This is a genomic window from Streptomyces sp. NPDC003036 (genome assembly GCF_040611175.1).
Classification (GTDB): Bacteria; Actinomycetota; Actinomycetes; order Streptomycetales; family Streptomycetaceae; genus Streptomyces.
On sequence record NZ_JBEXNO010000011.1, the window covers coordinates 99,099 to 116,058 of the forward strand.

The following is a 16,960-nucleotide window of genomic DNA, read 5'->3' on the forward strand; positions in this document are numbered from 1 at the left end:
TGTCATGGAACGGATAACAGTGCGCAGCAGGCCGCGTGTGCCTGCCATCACCTGCGGGAGCAGCGCGACGAGTTCGCGCCTCGACCGCCATCTCTCGGTGCTCGGCGGCCCGGCGGTGCCGCAGCGGGAGACGGCCGAGGCGACGTTGCTCATGCGGGAGCTGACGACGCGTGACGTCGTGCACACCCGCGCGAGCAAGAGCGCGCGCGTTCGCCTCTTCGCGCCGCTGCGCCGCCTGCGCCGCTCGCTCTTCGGCAACCACGGCTGAGCCCCGGCCTCCGAGCGCCCAGGCCCCGCCCCGCTTCCCACCCGTTCCGCCGCGCGGAACGACGGCCCACGACCAGGTGCGGCCTCCGGCCCGCGGTCGCCCACCGGCCGGGGTGGGGCCGGAGGGGCCCCGCACCGCACCCCACCGGCAGGTGCAGGGCCCACCGACTCGCGGCCGCCCGCCTCAGGCCACCACGCCCTCCCGTCGCAGCCGGGCGCGGGTCTCCTCCGCGATGCCCAGTTCCTCCAGGACCGCGTCCGTGTGTTCGCCCAGTGCCGGGACCGCGCCCATGCGGGGCTCCGGACCGCCCGGGAGGGTGATCGGCGGCAGCATGGCCCGCAGGGGGCCCGCCGGGGTGGGGACCTCGCGCCAGCGGTCGCGGGCCGCGAGCTGGGGGTGGGCCGCCACGTCGGCGACCGTGTTCAGGCGGGCGCAGGCGATGCCCGCCGTCTCCAGCCGGGCGACCGCCTCCGCCGTCGCCAGCCGGGCCAGCGCCTCCGCGACCACCGCGTCCGTCTTCTCGCGGTGCGCGACCCGCGCCGTGTTCGTCGCGAACGCCGGGTCGTCGCCCAGCTCCGGCCGCTCCAGCACCTGCTCGGCCAGCCGCCGCCACTCCCGGTCGTTCTGCACCGACAGCAGCACCTGGCCCCCGTCGGCCGTCGCGTACGCGTCGTACGGCGCGATGACGGCGTGCGCGACCCCCGTGCGCGCCGGGGCCTCGCCCCCGTGCATGCCGTGGTGCAGCGGATGCCCCATCCACTCGGCGAGCGACTCCAGCATGGAGATCTCCAGCGGCCCGCCGCGCCCCGTCGCCGCCCGCCGCAGCAGCGCCGCCAGCACCCCCGAGAAGGCGTACATCGCCGCCGAGATGTCGGCCGCCGGGATGCCCGCCTTCACCGGCTGCTCCGGCGTGCCGGTGACCGACACCAGGCCCGCCTCGCACTGCACGAGCATGTCGTACGCCCGCTTGTGCGCGTATGGCCCGCGCGCCCCGTACCCGGAGATGTCCACCGCGATCAGCCGGGGATCCGCCGCGCAGAGCGTCGCCGCGTCGAGGCCCAGCCGCGCCGCCGCGCCGTGCGCCAGGTTCTGGACGAACACATCGGCACCGGCCACCAGCCGGCGCGCCACCTCCAGACCGCGCGGGTCCTTCAGGTCGAGGGCCACCGACTCCTTGCCCCGGTTGCACCAGACGAAGTGCGAGGCGAGGCCGGCCGCCGCCGTGTCGTAGCCGCGCGCGAAGTCACCGCCGTCGGGGCGCTCGATCTTGATGACGCGGGCGCCGAGATCGGCGAGCTGGCGGGTGGCGAAGGGCGCGGAGACGGCCTGCTCGACGGCGACGACGGTGACGCCTTCGAGGGGCAGGGGCAGCGGCTGAGTGCTCATGACAGCCGTACCTATCGTGTACGTACCACCTTTGTCACCCCCCGCGGCCTCACCGTTCCGGCGCCGCGTACCTCCGCACGGCCAGCGGTGCGCACACCGCCACCAGCAGCAGAGACCAGCACATCGCGCCCGCGACCGGGTGCGCCACCGGCCAGGCGGCGCCCTCCGGCACGGGGGCGTTGCCGAACAGGACCCGTACCGCCGTCGTCACCGCCGAGATGGGGTTCCACTCCGCGACCGTCCGCAGCCAGCCGGGCATGTCGTCGGTGGGGATGTACGCGTTCGACAGCAGCGGCAGCATGAACGTGGCGCTGCCCAGCTGGCCCGCCGCCTCCTCGCTGCGCGAGGCGAGCCCCAGCAGGATCCCGAGCCAGGTCGTCGCGAACCGGAACAGCAGCAACAGCCCGAAGGCGCCCGCTGCTTCGAGGGTGCTTCCCTCGACGCGCCAGCCCATCGCGAGACCCACCAGCAGCAGCGGCACGAGCCCGGTGGCCGTCGTCAGCAGGTCGGCCGCCGCCTGGCCCAGCGGTACGGCCGCCCGGCTCATCGGCAGCGTACGGAACCGCTCCATCACGCCCCGGTGCGCGTCCTGGGCGGCGGTGAACATCCCGGTCATGACGCCGTTCGCGGCCGTGGCGACCAGCAGCCCCGGCACCAGGTAGGCCCGGTACTCGGTGCCCGGCATGGCGAGCGCGCTGCCGAAGACATACCCGAAGAAGAGCAGGAAGACGATCGGCATCGTCTGTGTCATCACCAGCATTGCGGGCGCGTGCCTGACGCGCTGGAGGTGACGGCCGAGTACGGCGACCCCGTCGTGGAGGACGGCGCTCATATCGCGAGCTCCTTACGGGTGGTGAGGCGGAGGAACACCTCGTCGAGAGTGGGCGGGCGCAGAGCCGCGTCGACGATCAGGACGCCCGCCGCGTCGAGCTCGCGGACGATCCGGGGGAGCGTCAGGGTGGGGTCGGTCGTGACCGCCCCGGCGGTGCGTGCTTCGGCGTCCAGGTCCGGCTCTGAGCCGGTGAGCTGGTCGAGGACTGCCGCGGCGGTGGGCAGGCCGGACGGATCGGCGACGACGACGTGGGCGTAACTGCCGATCATCGCCTTGAGCTGGGCGGGCGTGCCGCTGTGCGCGGCCCGGCCCTCGTCGATGAGCACGATGTCGTCGGCGAGCCGGTCGGCCTCCTCCAGGTACTGGGTGGTGAGCAGCACGGTCGTGCCCTGGGACGCCAACCCCCGTACGGCGTCCCAGATGGCATTGCGGCTGTGCGGGTCGAGGCCGGTGGTCGGCTCGTCGAGGAAGAGCACCCTGGGCCGGACGAGCAGGCTCGCGGCGAGGTCGAGGCGGCGGCGCATGCCGCCGGAGTAGGTGCGCGCCGGCCGCCCGGCCGCCTCCGACAGCCCGAACCGCTCCAGGAGCTCGTCGGCGCGGGCACGCGGCGCGCGCAGCAGCCGGGCGAACAGGCGCAGGTTCTCGGCGCCGGTCAGGTCCCCGTCTACGGAGGCGTACTGGCCGGTGACACCGATGTGGCGGCGTACGGCGGCGGGATCGCGCACCACGTCGTGGCCGGCGACCCGGGCGCTGCCGGAGTCCGGTGTGGTGAGCGTGGTGAGCACCCGGACAGCGGTGGTCTTGCCGGCGCCGTTGGGGCCCAGGACGCCGCAGACCGTGCCCTCCCGGACCGCCAGGTCGAGCCCGCGGAGCGCGCGCACCTCGCCGTAACGCTTGCACAGACCCTCACTAAGTACAGCGTACGTAGTAGTCATGGCGTGACCATAGCGCACTACGTACGCTGTACGTAACTAGGATGGGGGGCGAGGTGATGATCCATGGCGGGCCGAGCGGCCGAACCGGAAGTGATCTGGGCGCGCCCCGAGCGCGCGGGCCGCGGCCCCAAACCGGCCTACAGCCGCGCGGACATCGCGGCGGCGGCGGTCGGGATCGCGGACGCCGACGGCATCGACGGGGTGTCCATGCGGCGCGTGGCTGCCGAGCTGGGCTGCGGCACGATGTCGCTGTACAACTACGTGCCGCGCAAGGAGGACCTGTACGAGCTGATGGTCGACGCGGTCAGCGGCGAGTACGAGCTGTCCGACACTCCCAGCGGTGACTGGAAGGCCGACATGCTGACGCTGGGCCGGCAGACCCGGGCCATCATGTACCGGCACCCGTGGCTCACCCGGGTGATGTCGACCGTGTACGGCTTCAGCCCCCACGCCCTGCGCTACCTGGAGCACTGCCTGGAGGTCCTGGCGCCGCTCGACGCGCCCGGCGGAGCCAAGATGGAGCTGATCGCGATGGTCAACGGTACTGCCATGGTCACCGTCGCGAACGAGCTCGCCATGGCGGAGCGCAGCCGCGGGCTGCCGTGGTCGGAGGAGCAGGAGCAGGCCGTGCGTGCCGCCTACCTCGGGCGGGAGGTGGCGGGCGGGGCGTACCCGCGGCTCGCCGCGCTGCTCGCGGAGGGGCCCGTGCCGGATGATCCGGACGAGGTCTTCGACCGGGCACTCCGGCGGTTGCTGGACTCGTTCGGCTAGCCGCCGGCCGGCCTCGGGCCGACTACAGCAGGGCCAGCTGGCCCTCGGGGCCCTCTTCCTCCCGGTCCAGCACGGACGCGGGCCGGCGGGTCGGGGCAGGGGCGGGGAGCACCCCGGCCGCGCGGAGGTCGGCGCGGGTGATGAGGTCCGCGCCGGACAGGTCCGGCCGCTGCGCCTCCAGCCCGGCCTGCAGCGCCAGCACCGTGATCAGCTCCAGCAGCTCGGACGTCCACTCCTGCGGCCACGCGGCGGGGCGGATCGCCTCCAGGGAGCCTGGCTCGGCGGCCGGGGCGGCGCGCTGCTCGAACCAGAGCTCCAGCATCCGGACCCCGCCCACCCGGTACTCCCACGCCTCGGCCGGTACGGGCGCGATGCGGCCGCCGTCGCCGACCAGCAGCGCCTCGCCCTCGGCGTCGTACGCCAAGGAGGCCGGGCGCGGCGGCAGCGCGGCGCGGACGTAGGGCCGGCGGCCGCCGGGCAGGCGGGGGCGGTCGCCGCCCCGGGCGCCGCGCAGCTGGACCTCCGCCATGCGGCGGCCCAGCGCCACGCCGGACGCCCACACGGCCGGGTCGGCGGGGAGCGGGACGACGCACCCGGCGGGGGAGGGGCGGGCGGCGGCCAGCGCCCAGGCCGGCAGGTCCTCGGGCCCGACCTCGGAGCCGTACCGCGCGCTCAGCACCGCGAGAAGCCCCGGCGTGAGGTTCGGCTCCCGGTTGCCGGGCCGCCGGTACAGCGGCCTGATGCGGCCCGGGCGGCCCGCCGGGGAGCGGCCGTCCGGCAGCACGGCCGTCACTAGCAGCGCCGGCCCCGGCGCCGGGGTGCCGGGGCCCTGCGGCACGTACCCCTGCTCGACGGCGAAGAGCTGCCGGTCGTCCGCCACCCGCCACAGCTCCGGGCGGGCCACGTCCAGCAGCCGGTGATCCGGCAGCAGCCACTGCTCGTCGAAGGGCCCGTGCGCCAGCCGCACCGGCTCCGGGCACGGCCCCGCCTCCCGCGCGAACCGGGCCGTCCCGGTCCGCTGCCCCGGCAGCGCGGCGACCGCCGTCGTGAGCGTCCGCGCCCGGCTGGGCCGGAACAGGGCCTCCCGCTCGCCGCCCTCCGCCCGTACCAGCGCGTCCCAGCGGGCCCGCAGCGTCCGCGCGTCCGGGGCGACGACCCAGGAACGCCCGAGTCGCAGGGGCGCCACGGACCACGGCATGAGGTCGTCGAGCAGCGGGACATCCTCGTTCACGCGCTGCATGCTAGTGACCGCGCTCAGTCCGCCTCCACCGTGACCGTGAAGGAGAACCGGTCGCCCCGATAGCGGATCCGCGCCACATCCACCACCCGGCCGCCCTCGTCGTACGTCACGCCCGTGTAGTGCAGGATCGGCGACAGCAGCGGCACTTGCAGGAGCTCGGCCGTCTCCGGGTCGGCGAGCCGGGCCTCGACCGTGTCGGTGATCCGGCTGATCCGCACGCCGACCGCGTCCCGCAGCACCTTCGTCATCGGCCAGCGCTCCAGGTCGGCGAGGTCGATTCCGGCCGCCACCTCGGGGCGGACGGCGTTCTCCGCCCAGTTCGTCGGCTCGCCGCTCTCGCCGTCGCGGCGCAGCCGCTTGTACGTGACCACCTCCGCCAGGTCCGGGAAGTGCTCGGCGAGTTCGCCGGGGACCTTGGCCTCGCCGTGGTCGAGGATCGTGGTCAGCTCGCCCGACTGCTGCGCCACGATGGCGTCGATCGAACCGAGCAGCCGGCGCGGTGTGCTGCGCCGGGCGCCCGGTTCGATGAAGGTGCCGCGCCGCCGGTGCCGACTGATCAGGCCCTCCGCCTCCAGCTCCTTGAGCGCCTGCCGCATGGTCAGCACGCTCACGCCGTAGTGCGCGGCGAGCTGCTCCTCCGTGGGCAGGCGCAGCGAGGCGTCCGGCGCGCGCCCGAGTATGGAGGCGCGCAGGGACTGCGAGACCTGGTACCAGAGCGGGAGCTTCCGGTTCAGGACGAGCGAGTCGGGGGCGAAGGCGGTCACGTGTACTCCGTACTACGACCGAAAGTGGCGCTCAAGACCCTGCCACACGTCGTCGTACCCCCGCTGAAGGTGGTCGGCGTTCGCCGCCTGGGCGGTGGCCGTGACCGGCCAGCGCGTCTCGAACATGAAGGCCAGACCGTCGTCGATCTTCTGCGGCCGCAGTTCGGCGGCGCTCGCCTTGTCGAAGGTCTCCCGGTCGGGGCCGTGCGCGGACATCATGTTGTGCAGCGAGCCGCCGCCGGGCACGAAGCCTTCGGCCTTGGCGTCGTACGCGCCCTCGATCAGGCCCATGTACTCGCTCATCACGTTGCGGTGGAAGTACGGCGGGCGGAAGGTGTCCTCGCCGACCAGCCAGCGCGGCGCGAAGACGACGAAGTCGACGCCCGCGAGGCCGGGGGTGTCGGACGGCGAGGTGAGCACCGTGAAGATCGACGGGTCGGGGTGGTCGTAGGAGATCGTCCCGATGACGTTGAAGGTGCGCAGGTCGTAGACGTACGGCACGTGGTTGCCGTGCCAGGCGACGACGTCGAGCGGGGAGTGGCCGTACGTCGCGGTCCAGAGGTTGCCGCAGTACTTGTTCACCACCTCGACCTCGCCCTCGACGTCCTCGTACGCGGCGACCGGCGCCCGGAAGTCGCGGGGGTTGGCGAGGCCGTTGGCGCCGATCGGGCCGAGGTCGGGGAGCTGGAAGGGCTGGCCGTAGTTCTCGCACACGTACCCGCGCGCCGTAGCGTCGAGCAGCTCGACGCGGAAGCGCACGCCGCGCGGGATCAGGGCCACGTCGCCGGGGCGGGCGGCGAGGACGCCGAACTCCGTGCGCAGCAGCAGCCCGCCGCGCTCGGGGACGATCAGCAGCTCGCCGTCGGCGTCGCTGAAGACGCGGTCCATGGGCGCGTTCGCGTGGTAGAGGTGCACGGCCATGCCGGTGCGCTGCGTGACGTCGCCGTTGCCGCCGAGGGTCCACAGGCCGGCCAGCCAGTCGGTGCCGGGCGCCGGGTCCGGGAGCGGGTTCCAGCGCAGCCGGTTGGGGTCGGGGACGGTCTCGGTGAAGGGGGCCGTGCGCAGGGCGCCGTTGTCGGTGCGGACGAAAGGCGGGTGCGCGGCCGAGGGGCGGATGCGGTAGAGCCACGAGCGGCGGTTGTGGGCGCGCGGCTCGGTGAACGCGGTGCCGCTCAGCTGCTCGGCGTACAAGCCGAGGGGCGCGCGCTGGGGCGAGTTCCGGCCGAGCGGCAGCGCGCCGGGCAGGGCCTCGGAGCTGTGCTCGTTGCCGAAGCCGGGGGAGTACTCCAGGGCGTCGGCGAGCTTTCGCGCCTGGGCCGCCCGTTCGTTGTCGTTGATCGTCATCGCCCGCTCCTGCTCAGAAGGAATCCTATGTAAGACCGTAGGATTCCGTGGCGCCGCCGTCAACGGGGCACTGGCGGGAGGCGTGCGGCTTGGACGGTCTCTGCGCGGGCGCGGTTCCCGGTGCGGGGGCGGTTCCACTGCGGGCGCAGTTCCCGGCGTGGGTGTGGCTTCCGGCGCGGGCGTGGTTCCCGGCGGCGAGGGCGGCCCGGGTCCCGGCCCGGGCCCGGGTTCTGGCCGCGGGGGTGGTTTCCTGCGCGGGTGTGGCTCCCGGCCGCGGGCCCGGCTTCCTGCGTGGGTGCGGTTCCGGGCGCGGCGCGGTTCCCGGTCGGCAGGGCGGTTCCAGGTCCGGGCCGGGGCTCCGGCCGGCGGCCCGGTTCCCAGTGCGGGCGTGGCCTCGGGCGGCGGCCCGGTTCCCGGTAGCCGGGCCCGGTTCCCGGCCCAGGTGCGGGTCCCGCGTCCGCGCGGTTCCGGCCGGCAAGGCCATCGCCACCGTGCCTACCGGTCGGTATGCTCGCCGCACCCGCGCGTCACCGCCGCTGTCCCGGAGGCCTCCATGCCCACCGCCCTGCGCATATGCCCGCTCTGCGAAGCCACCTGCGGGCTCACCCTCACCCTCGACGGCCCTCGCGTCGCCGGCGCCCGCGGCGACCGGGACGACGTCTTCAGCCAGGGCTTCATCTGCCCCAAGGGCGCGTCCTTCGCCGAGATCGACGCCGATCCCGACCGGCTCCGCACGCCGCTCCTCCGCGAGGGCGGCGCTCTGCGGGAAGCGACCTGGGAGGAGGCGTTCGACGCCATCGCCCGCCGCCTGCCGCCGCTCGTCGAGCGGTACGGCGCCGACGCCCTCGGTGTCGTCCTCGGCAACCCCAACGTCCACACCATGGCCGGCGCCCTCTACCCGCCCGTGCTGCTCGGGGCGGTGCGCACCCGCAACGTCTTCACCGCCTCCACGGTCGACCAGATGCCCAAGCACGTCTCCAGCGGGCTGCTCTTCGGTGACGCGTTCGCCATCCCGGTCCCCGACCTGGACCGCACCGCGCACCTGCTGGTGATCGGCGCCAACCCCGTGGAGTCCAACGGCAGCCTCTGCACCGCCCCCGACTTCCCGGGCAGGCTGAAGGCCCTGCGCAAGCGCGGCGGCACCCTCACGGTCGTCGACCCGCGCCGCACCCGCACCGCGCGCCTCGCCGACCGGCACGTCGCCATCCGCCCCGGCACCGACGCGCTGCTGCTCGCGGCCCTCGCCCAGGTGCTCTTCGCCGAGGGCCTCACCGGCCTGGGCGACCTCGCGGACCACGTCCAGGGTGTCGCGGAAGTCGAGGCGGCCCTATGGGACTTCACCCCCGAGGCCGTCGCCGACGCGTGCGACGTGGACGCCGCCACCATCCGTGCGCTCGCCCGCGAGCTGGCGACGGCCCCCTCGGCCGCCGTCTACGGGCGCGTCGGCGGCAGCACCGTCGCGTACGGCACCCTCACCAACTGGCTCGTCGACGTCCTCAACATCCTCACCGGCAACCTCGACCGGCCCGGCGGCGCCCTCTTCCCGCTCTCCGCCACCGCCCCCGCGCCCCGCCCCGCCGGGCCCGGCCGGGGCTTCGCCCTGGGCCGCTGGAAGAGCCGGGTCTCCGGCCACCCCGAGGCCAAGGGCGAACTCCCGCTCGCCGCCCTCGCGGAGGAGATCGAGACCCCCGGCGACGGCCGCGTCCGCGCCCTGATCTCCATCGCCGCCAACCCGGTCCTCTCCGCGCCCGACGGCGACCGGCTCGACCGGGCGCTCGCCGGGCTGGACTTCATGGTGAGCGTGGACCCGTACCTCAACGAGACCTCCCGCCACGCCGATGTGGTCCTGCCCCCGCCGCCGCCCTCCCAAAGCGCCCACTTCGACTTCGCGTTCAACGCCTTCGCCGTCCGCGACCAGGTCCGCTACACCCCGGCGGCCGTCCCCCTGGAGCCCGGGCGGATGGACGAGTGCGAGATCCACGCCCGCCTCATCCTCGCCGTGACCGGCGGGCACGGTGCCGAGCCCGACACCGTCGACGCCCTCGTCGTCGAGCGCACCCTCGCCAAGGCCGTGACCGAGCCGCACTCACCCGCGTACGGCCGGGATCCGAAGGAGTACGCGGCCGGGCTCGGCGGCCGCACGGGCCCGGAGCGGCGCCTGGACCTGATGCTGCGCCTCGGCCCGTACGACGGCCTCACCCTCGACCGGCTCCGCGAGCACCCGCACGGCATCGACCTGGGCCCGCTGAAGCCGCGCCTCGCGCAGGTCCTCAAGACCCGCAGCGGGCGCGTCGAGCTCCTGCCGGAGCCCCTCGCCGCCGACCTGCCCCGGCTGCGCGCCGCCCTGGAGCCGCGCGGCGACTCCCTCGTCCTGGTCGGGCGCCGCCACCTGCGCTCCAACAACAGCTGGCTGCACAACATCCCCGCCCTCAACAGCGGCACCAACACCTGCACCCTTCAGGTCCACCCCGACGACGCCACCCGCCTCGGCCTCACCGACGGCGCCCCGGCCCGGATCAAGGGGGACGGCGGGGAGCTGGAGGCCCCGGTGGAGATCACCGACGCGGTGCGCCGGGGAGTGGTGAGCCTGCCGCACGGCTGGGGGCACGACCGGCCCGGCACGCGCATGGCGGTCGCCGGGGCGCGGCCGGGCGTCAACGTCAACCAGCTCCTCGACGGGAGCCTGCTCGACCCGCTGTCGGGGACCGCCGTGCTGAACGGCTTCCCCGTCGACGTATCAGCACTGCATTGACCTGGGGTTTTGCTCGTATTGCTCACGCGTCAACACCTTGTTAACGGCTGAACGAGGCACCTAACGTCATCCGGACCGCCGCTCCCCCCGGTGGAGTTCAAGGGTGAACGTTAGGTGTCCTCCATGCTGACAATCCTCGGCTTCGCCATGATCGCGACCTTCCTGGTCCTGATCATGATGAAGAAGATGTCGCCGATCGCGGCGCTCGTCCTGATCCCCGCACTCTTCTGCGTCCTCGTCGGACAAGGCGCGCAACTGGGCGACTACGTCATCGAAGGGGTCGGCAACCTCGCGCCCACCGCCGCGATGCTGATGTTCGCCATCGTCTACTTCGGCGTGATGATCGACGTCGGCCTCTTCGACCCGATCGTCCGGGGCATCCTGCGCTTCTGCAAGGCAGACCCGATGCGCGTCGTGGTCGGTACGGCCGTGCTCGCCGCGATCGTCTCGCTCGACGGCGACGGCTCCACCACCTTCATGATCACGGTCTCGGCGATGTACCCGCTCTACAAGCGCCTGAAGATGAGCCTGGTCGTGATGACGGGCGTCGCCGCCACCGCCAACGGCGTCATGAACACCCTCCCCTGGGGCGGCCCGACGGCCCGCGCCGCCACCGCCCTCAAGCTGGACGCCGGCGACATCTTCGTCCCGATGATCCCGGCCCTCGGCGTCGGCCTGCTCTTCGTCTTCGCCCTGGCGTACGTGCTCGGGCGGCGCGAGCGCAAGCGGCTCGGCTACCTGACGCTGGACGAGGTGCTGGAGCCGCAGGCCGACACCGTGCTGGTCAAGGCCGGCGGCGGCGAGGAGGCTCCGAAGGTCACGGGTCCCGGCGTCGGTGACGGACCGGAGGCGGACGTGCCGGAGGCCGAGGACGGCTTCCAGGGCCTCGACCCGAACCGGCCCACCCTCCGCCCCAGGCTGTACTGGTTCAACGCGGCCCTCACGGTGGCCCTCCTCACCGCCATGATCATGGAAGTGCTGCCGATCCCGGTGCTCTTCCTGATCGGCGCGGCCCTCGCCCTCACCGTCAACTTCCCCCACATGCCCGACCAGAAGGCCCGCATCGCCGCCCACGCCGACAACGTCCTCAACGTCTCCGGCATGGTCTTCGCCGCGGCCGTCTTCACCGGCGTCCTCACCGGCACCGGCATGGTCAAGCACATGGCCGACTGGCTCGTCGGCGCCATCCCCGAGGGCATGGGCCCGCACATGGCCCTCGTCACCGGTCTGCTCAGCCTCCCGCTCACGTACTTCATGTCGAACGACGGCTTCTACTTCGGCGTCCTGCCGGTCCTCGCCGAGGCCGGTGCCGCGCACGGGGTGTCGCCGCTGGAGATCGCCCGCGCCTCGCTCGTCGGCCAGGCCCTCCACATGTCGAGCCCGCTGGTGCCGGCGGTCTACGTCCTGGTCGGCATGGCGAAGGTCGAGTTCGGCGACCACACCCGCTTCACCGTGAAGTGGGCGGCGCTCACCTCGCTCGTGGTGCTCGGCGCGGGAATCCTCTTCGGCATCATCTGATGCGTCCGAACCGGTACTGGCTGCTGCGCCTCGTCCTCGCCTTCGGCTTCGCGCAGGCGGCGGTGTCGATGGCGCGGCCCGCCGTCTCGTACCGCGCCCTCTCCCTGGGCGCGGACGAGCGCGCGGTCGGCGTCATCGCCGGTGTGTACGCGCTGCTGCCGCTGTTCGCGGCCGTACCGCTCGGGCGCAGGACCGACCGGGGGCGGTGCGCGCCGCTGCTGCCCGCCGGGGTGGTGCTGATAGCGGGCGGCTGCGCGCTCAGCGGGACGGCGGGGTCCCTGCCCGCGATGGCCGCGTGGAGCGGCGTGATGGGGCTCGGGCACCTGTGCTTCGTGATCGGCGCCCAGTCGATCGTCGCCCGCCAGTCCCCGCCCGCCGCGGCCGAGCAGGACCGCAACTTCGGGCACTTCACCATCGGTGCCTCGCTGGGACAGCTCGTCGGGCCGGTCGCGGCCGGGCTGCTGATCTCCGGCGAGGACGGCGCCCTGGGCCGTACGAGCGCCCTCGCCCTCGTCGTGTCGGCGGCCGTCGGCGCCGTGTCGCTGGCGTCGCTCTGGCGCATCGAGCACCGTACGGAACGGCCGCAGGCGCGCGCGGCGGCGGGCAAGGTCCCCGTCCGCCGCATCCTGCGGGCGCGCGGCGTGCCGGCCGGGATCTTCATCAGCCTCGCCGTGCTGTCGGCGACGGACATCCTCACCGCCTACCTGCCGGTCATCGGCGAGCGCCGCTCCATCGCCCCCGCCACCGTCGGGCTCCTGCTGAGCCTGCGCGCCGCCGCCACGATCGCCTGCCGCCTGGTCATGCCCCCGATGATCCGGCTGCTGGGCCGCACGGTGCTGCTGACCGGCACCTGTCTGCTCGCCGGGCTGCTGTGCGCGGCCATCGCGCTGCCCGTCCCGGTGTCCGCGCTCGCGCCGATGCTGCTGGCGCTGGGCTTCTGCCTCGGTGTCGGCCAGCCGCTGTCGATGACGACCGTGGTCCGGGCCGCCCCCGACCGCGCCCGGTCCACCGCGCTGGCCCTGCGCCTGACCGGCAACCGCCTCGGCCAGGTCGCGGCGCCCGCCTCCGCGGGCCTGGTGGCGGGCGCCGCCGGCCCGGCCGCACCGTTCGTGGTGCTCGGCGGGCTGCTGCTGGTGGCGGCGGGCCTGGGGGTACGGGTGGGTCGGCAGCCCGGCGCGGCGGACGGCGAGCCTGAGCCGGCCGCCCGGCGCCGTCGGGCGCGTCAGCCGTCCCGCTGAGGCCCGTGCGGCTCCGGGCGCGCCGCCTTCGTCGCCGCCAGCACCGCCCGGCAGTGCGCCACCAGCCCCTCCAGCGCCGCCTCGAAGGCCGCCTCGGCGCGCCCCGCACCCACCGCCGCCAGGGCGCGCGCCAGCCGGGGCGTGCTCGTCTCGTCGGGCAGCTCCCACATCGTCTCGGGCGCCGACAGGTCGAGCGCCGAGCCGAGGACCAGGTTCTCCAGGCCGGTGAGCAGGGGCATGACGTCCTGTGCCGCGAAGCCCGCGCCCAGCAGCAGGCCGACGGCCTGCTCGTACTGCTCCAGCACCTTCGGCGCGCGCACCGGTGACGTCATGAGCAGCGGGATGACGCGCGGATGCGCGGCGAAGGCGGCGCGGTAGGAGCGGGCCCAGGCGGTCAGGGCCTCGTCCCACGGGGCCGCCTCGAGGGTGGCGGTGTCGACGGCCGCGCACACCCGTTCGCGCATCAGCTCGACGATGCCGTCCCGCCCGTCCACATGGTGGTACACCGAGGCCGTCTGCACCCCGAGCCGCCGGGCGATCTGCGGAACGCTGAACTCCCCTTGCTCCGCCACGAGTTCGAGAGCCGTCGTGGTGATGCGTGCCCGGTCGAGCAGTGGCGTGCGCGGCCGTCCCATCGTCGCGTCCCCTTCGTGAGGTCTTCCCGGATGCCCTCACGGAGGCTACATTGCCGCAACCGAAAGCCTTTAGGTTTTCGTTTCCCCCAGGCCGTAGCCCCCCTTTTCGTACGCAGAAGGGCTCACCCACATCCATGTCCGTGACCTCCGACCAGGCCTCCCCGGAGAGAGCCGACGGTCCCGCGTCGCCCGCCGTACGGCTCCGTACCGGCACGCTCGGAACCTCCGACATCGCCTTCTTCGTCGTCTCCGCCGCCGCCCCGCTCACCGTCATGGCGGGCGTCGCCCCCATCGCCCTCGTACTCGGCGGGATCGGCGCGCCCGTCGGCTACCTCATCGCCGGCGTCACCCTCGCGATCTTCGCCGTCGGCTTCACCACCATGAGCCGCCACGTCCGCAGCGGCGGCGCCTTCTACGCGTACATCACCCAGGGCCTCGGCAAACCCGTCGGCGTCGGCGCCGCGCTCCTCGCCCTGATCGGCTACAACGGCATGGAGATCGGGGTGTACGGGCTCCTCGGCACCGCCACCGCCGACACCGCCCACGCCCTGTGGGGCGTCGACATCCCGTGGCTGCCGGTCTCCCTCGCCGGGCTGCTGCTCATCTGGTACGGCGGTTACCGCTCCATCGACTTCGGCGCCAAGGTCCTCGGCGTCCTGCTCGTCGCCGAGACCGGCATACTCGTCCTCCTCGCGGGCGGCGTCCTCCTCAAGGGGGGCGCGGACGGGCTCTCGCTCGCGTCCTTCGCGCCCGACAGCTTCCTGGTGCCCGGCACGGCCGCCGTCCTCGCCTTCGCGTTCACCGCCTTCACCGGCTTCGAGTCCACGGTGATCTACCGCCGCGAGGCCCGCGAGCCCGGCCGCACCATTCCCCGGGCGACGTACATCGCCGTGTGCTTCCTGGGGCTGTTCTACGCCTTCATCGTCTGGACCGTGATCCAGGCCTTCGGCGACGCGCAGGTCGTCAAGGCGGCGGGCGACGACCCCGGCGGGCTGTTCTTCGCCGCCATCACCACCTTCGTGGGCGGCTGGGCCGCGGACCTGATGCACGTCTTCATCGTGACCAGCATCCTCGCCTCGCTGCTCGCCTTCCACAACGCCATCAACCGCTACGGCCTCGCCCTCGCCGAGGAGGGCGTCCTGCCCCGGGCCCTCGCCAAGGTGCAGCCGCGCCACCGCTCGCCGTACGTCGTCGGCGCCGTCCAGACCGCCCTGGGCCTGGCCCTGGTCCTCGCCTTCGCGCTCGCCGGCGCCGACCCGTACACCCAGCTCCTGCTGTGGCTCAACACCCCCGGCGGCATCGGCCTGATGGCGCTCCAGCTGCTCGCCGCCCTCGCCATCCCGTTCTATTTCCGCCGCGTCCGCCACAGCGAGGGCGTGGTGCGGACGGTGGTCGCGCCCGTCGCCGCCGCCGTCCTGCTCACCGCCGCGATCGCGTTGGTCGTCTCGAAGATCGACGTCTTCACCGGGGCCTCCACCACCGTCAACACCATCCTGGTCGCGCTCGTACCGGGCGTCTTCGTCCTCGGCGTGCTGCTCGCCTTCCGGCTGCGGCGCACCCGCCCTGAGGTGTACGCGCGCTTCGCCGAGGAGCCGGCGGACACCACGACCAGCAGCACCGAATAGGGGAGTACGCACGTGACCGCAGCCGACCTCGTCCTCACCGGCGCCCGGGTCCGCACCCTCGACCCCGCCCGTCCGCACGCCACCGCCGTGGCCGTACGGGACGGCCTCATCGCCGCCGTCGGCGACGCCGCCGACGCGCGCGCGTGGACCGGCCCCGGCACCGAGACGCTCGACCTCGCCGGAGCCACCCTCACCCCCGGCCTCACCGACTCCCACAGCCACCCCGTCTGGGGCCTGGAGATGGCCACGGGACTCGACCTCTCCGCCGTCACCGACCTCGACGGCCTGCGGGCGGCGCTGCGCGGCGCCGAGCGCACCGGCGGTTGGGTCGTCGCGTACGGCCTCGACCACAACGCCTTCGGCGGCCGCCCCGTCGACCGGGCGCTGATCGAGGAGGCGCTGCCCGGCGTCCCCGTCTTCATCCGCCTGTACGACGGCCACTCCGCCCTCGCCAACGCAGCAGCGCTGCGGGCCGCGGGCATCGACGGGCCCCGCTCCTTCGACCAGCGCTCCGAGATCGTGTGCGACGCGGAGGGCCGGCCCACCGGCCATCTGATCGAGCACGCCGCCATGGCCCTGGTCACCGCGGTGATGCCGAAGCCGTCGCACGCGCAGCGGCGCGCCCGGCTCGTCGAGCTGCTGTCCGCCATGGCCGCCACCGGCCTGACCGGCGCCCATGTCATGGACCTCGGCGACGGCGACGTACCGGAGCTGCTGACGACCGTCGAGGAGGCGGCCGACCTGCCGTTGCGGCTGCGCCTGGCCCCCTGGTGCATGCCCGGCGCCGACGAGGAGGCGCTGGACGAACTGGTCGCCCTGCAGCGGCTGCGCGGACGGGACTGGCTCGTCGGCGGCGTGAAGTTCTTCATGGACGGCACCGTCGAGGGCGGCACCGCCTGGCTGGAGCACGCCGACTGCCACGGCCAGGGCACGGACGCCTTCTGGCCCGACCCGGCCGCGTACAGCGCCGCCGTACGCCGGCTGCACGCGGCGGGCGTACGGACCGCCACCCACGCGATCGGCGACGCCGCCGTACGGCACGTCCTCGACACCGTCGCGTCACTGGGGGAGGGCGGGTGGCTCAGACACCGGATCGAGCACATCGAGACACTCCCCGCCGACCAGCTCCCCCGCTTCGCCGAGTTGGGCGTCATCGCCTCCATGCAGCCGCCGCACACCGCGTACACGCGCGCCGACCACACCGACGAGTGGTCCAGGCGGCTCGGCGACGAGCGCGCCGCGCGGGCGTGGCGCTGCCGCGACCTGCGGGACGCGGGGGCGTACCTCGCGCTCGGCTCCGACTGGCCGATCGCCCACTACGACGCCCGGCAGGTGCTCGCCACCGGCCGCGCGCCGCGCGGGGCCGCGTCGGCGGGCCGGGGGCTGACGGGGCTGATGGCCCTGGAGGGGTGCACCACGCACGCGGCGGTCGCGGCGGGCGAGCAGTCCGTGGCGGGCCGCGTCGCGCCGGGCCTGCGCGCCGACCTCACCGCGTTCGCGGTGGACCCGGTGGAGGCGCCGGCCGACGAGGTCGCCGACGCGCCGATCCGGCTCACGGTCACGGCGGGGCGGGTGACGCACCGGGCGGCGTGAACGGCGCGCCGCTGCGGTGGGATCCGGCCGAACCCGCGGTTCGGGCCGGACCGCGCGGC

Annotated in this window: 14 protein-coding genes; 7 read left to right on the top strand and 7 right to left on the bottom strand. The window is 74.3% G+C overall.

What is annotated here, in order from left to right; translation table 11 throughout:
* Positions 1–4 precede the first annotated feature (4 nt).
* Complete coding sequence (locus tag ABZX67_RS10885; RefSeq protein WP_355357124.1) at positions 5–268, top strand: hypothetical protein; 264 nt, start codon at positions 5–7, stop codon at positions 266–268.
* A 183-nt stretch (positions 269–451) separates the two neighbouring features.
* On the opposite strand, the gene ABZX67_RS10890 is transcribed toward ABZX67_RS10885, so the two are convergent.
* From ABZX67_RS10890 to ABZX67_RS10900, 3 genes are read right to left on the bottom strand one after another with little or no spacing between them, the layout of a single operon-like run.
* The gene (locus ABZX67_RS10890) at positions 452–1,654 is read right to left on the bottom strand and encodes a CaiB/BaiF CoA-transferase family protein (RefSeq protein ID WP_355357126.1); all 1,203 of its coding nucleotides are present in this window, start codon (positions 1,652–1,654) and stop codon (positions 452–454) included.
* A 49-nt stretch (positions 1,655–1,703) separates the two neighbouring features.
* Entirely contained in the window at positions 1,704–2,486 is a 783-nt protein-coding gene (locus tag ABZX67_RS10895) for an ABC transporter permease (RefSeq protein ID WP_355357128.1), read from the bottom strand.
* Positions 2,483–3,421, bottom strand: a complete 939-nt coding sequence (locus tag ABZX67_RS10900; RefSeq protein WP_355357130.1) for an ATP-binding cassette domain-containing protein — start codon at positions 3,419–3,421, stop codon at positions 2,483–2,485. The genes ABZX67_RS10895 and ABZX67_RS10900 overlap by 4 nt, the downstream gene beginning before the upstream one ends.
* A gap of 63 nt (positions 3,422–3,484) precedes the next feature.
* On the opposite strand from ABZX67_RS10900, the gene ABZX67_RS10905 reads away from it, so the two are divergent.
* Positions 3,485–4,192 carry a TetR/AcrR family transcriptional regulator C-terminal domain-containing protein gene (locus ABZX67_RS10905; protein WP_355357132.1) on the top strand — a complete coding sequence of 236 codons (708 nt, stop codon included), beginning with the start codon at positions 3,485–3,487 and terminating at the stop codon, positions 4,190–4,192.
* A 22-nt stretch (positions 4,193–4,214) separates the two neighbouring features.
* Here the strand turns inward: ABZX67_RS10905 and ABZX67_RS10910 are convergent, their stop codons facing one another.
* From ABZX67_RS10910 to hmgA, 3 genes are read right to left on the bottom strand one after another with little or no spacing between them, the layout of a single operon-like run.
* Entirely contained in the window at positions 4,215–5,432 is a 1,218-nt protein-coding gene (locus ABZX67_RS10910; protein ID WP_355357134.1) for a type ISP restriction/modification enzyme, read from the bottom strand.
* A 14-nt stretch (positions 5,433–5,446) separates the two neighbouring features.
* Complete coding sequence (locus ABZX67_RS10915) at positions 5,447–6,196, bottom strand: GntR family transcriptional regulator (protein ID WP_355357136.1); 750 nt, start codon at positions 6,194–6,196, stop codon at positions 5,447–5,449.
* 12 nt (positions 6,197–6,208) lie between these two features.
* A complete protein-coding gene (gene hmgA, locus ABZX67_RS10920) occupies positions 6,209–7,540 on the bottom strand; it encodes a homogentisate 1,2-dioxygenase (protein ID WP_355357138.1) in 1,332 nt (443 codons plus the stop codon).
* A gap of 553 nt (positions 7,541–8,093) precedes the next feature.
* Here hmgA and ABZX67_RS10925 point away from each other — a divergent pair.
* The 3 genes from ABZX67_RS10925 (at position 8,094) to ABZX67_RS10935 (ending at position 13,048) form a co-directional block, all read left to right on the top strand.
* Positions 8,094–10,292, top strand: coding sequence for a molybdopterin oxidoreductase family protein (locus ABZX67_RS10925; RefSeq protein ID WP_355357140.1), 2,199 nt, complete (start codon positions 8,094–8,096; stop codon positions 10,290–10,292).
* Positions 10,293–10,415: 123 nt separating this feature from the next.
* Complete coding sequence (locus tag ABZX67_RS10930) at positions 10,416–11,810, top strand: CitMHS family transporter (protein ID WP_355357142.1); 1,395 nt, start codon at positions 10,416–10,418, stop codon at positions 11,808–11,810.
* Entirely contained in the window at positions 11,810–13,048 is a 1,239-nt protein-coding gene (locus tag ABZX67_RS10935; protein WP_355357144.1) for an MFS transporter, read from the top strand. The genes ABZX67_RS10930 and ABZX67_RS10935 overlap by 1 nt, the downstream gene beginning before the upstream one ends.
* Here the strand turns inward: ABZX67_RS10935 and ABZX67_RS10940 are convergent.
* Complete coding sequence (locus ABZX67_RS10940; protein WP_355357146.1) at positions 13,033–13,683, bottom strand: TetR/AcrR family transcriptional regulator; 651 nt, start codon at positions 13,681–13,683, stop codon at positions 13,033–13,035. The genes ABZX67_RS10935 and ABZX67_RS10940 overlap by 16 nt on opposite strands.
* 134 nt (positions 13,684–13,817) lie before the next feature.
* Here ABZX67_RS10940 and ABZX67_RS10945 point away from each other — a divergent pair, with 134 nt between their 5' ends.
* Together ABZX67_RS10945 and ABZX67_RS10950 are read left to right on the top strand one after the other, a co-directional pair.
* A complete protein-coding gene (locus tag ABZX67_RS10945) occupies positions 13,818–15,308 on the top strand; it encodes an APC family permease (RefSeq protein ID WP_355357148.1) in 1,491 nt (496 codons plus the stop codon).
* A gap of 12 nt (positions 15,309–15,320) precedes the next feature.
* Positions 15,321–16,901 (top strand): amidohydrolase, encoded by a 1,581-nt coding sequence (locus ABZX67_RS10950; protein WP_355357150.1) that lies wholly within the window; start codon positions 15,321–15,323, stop codon positions 16,899–16,901.
* Positions 16,902–16,960 lie beyond the last annotated feature (59 nt).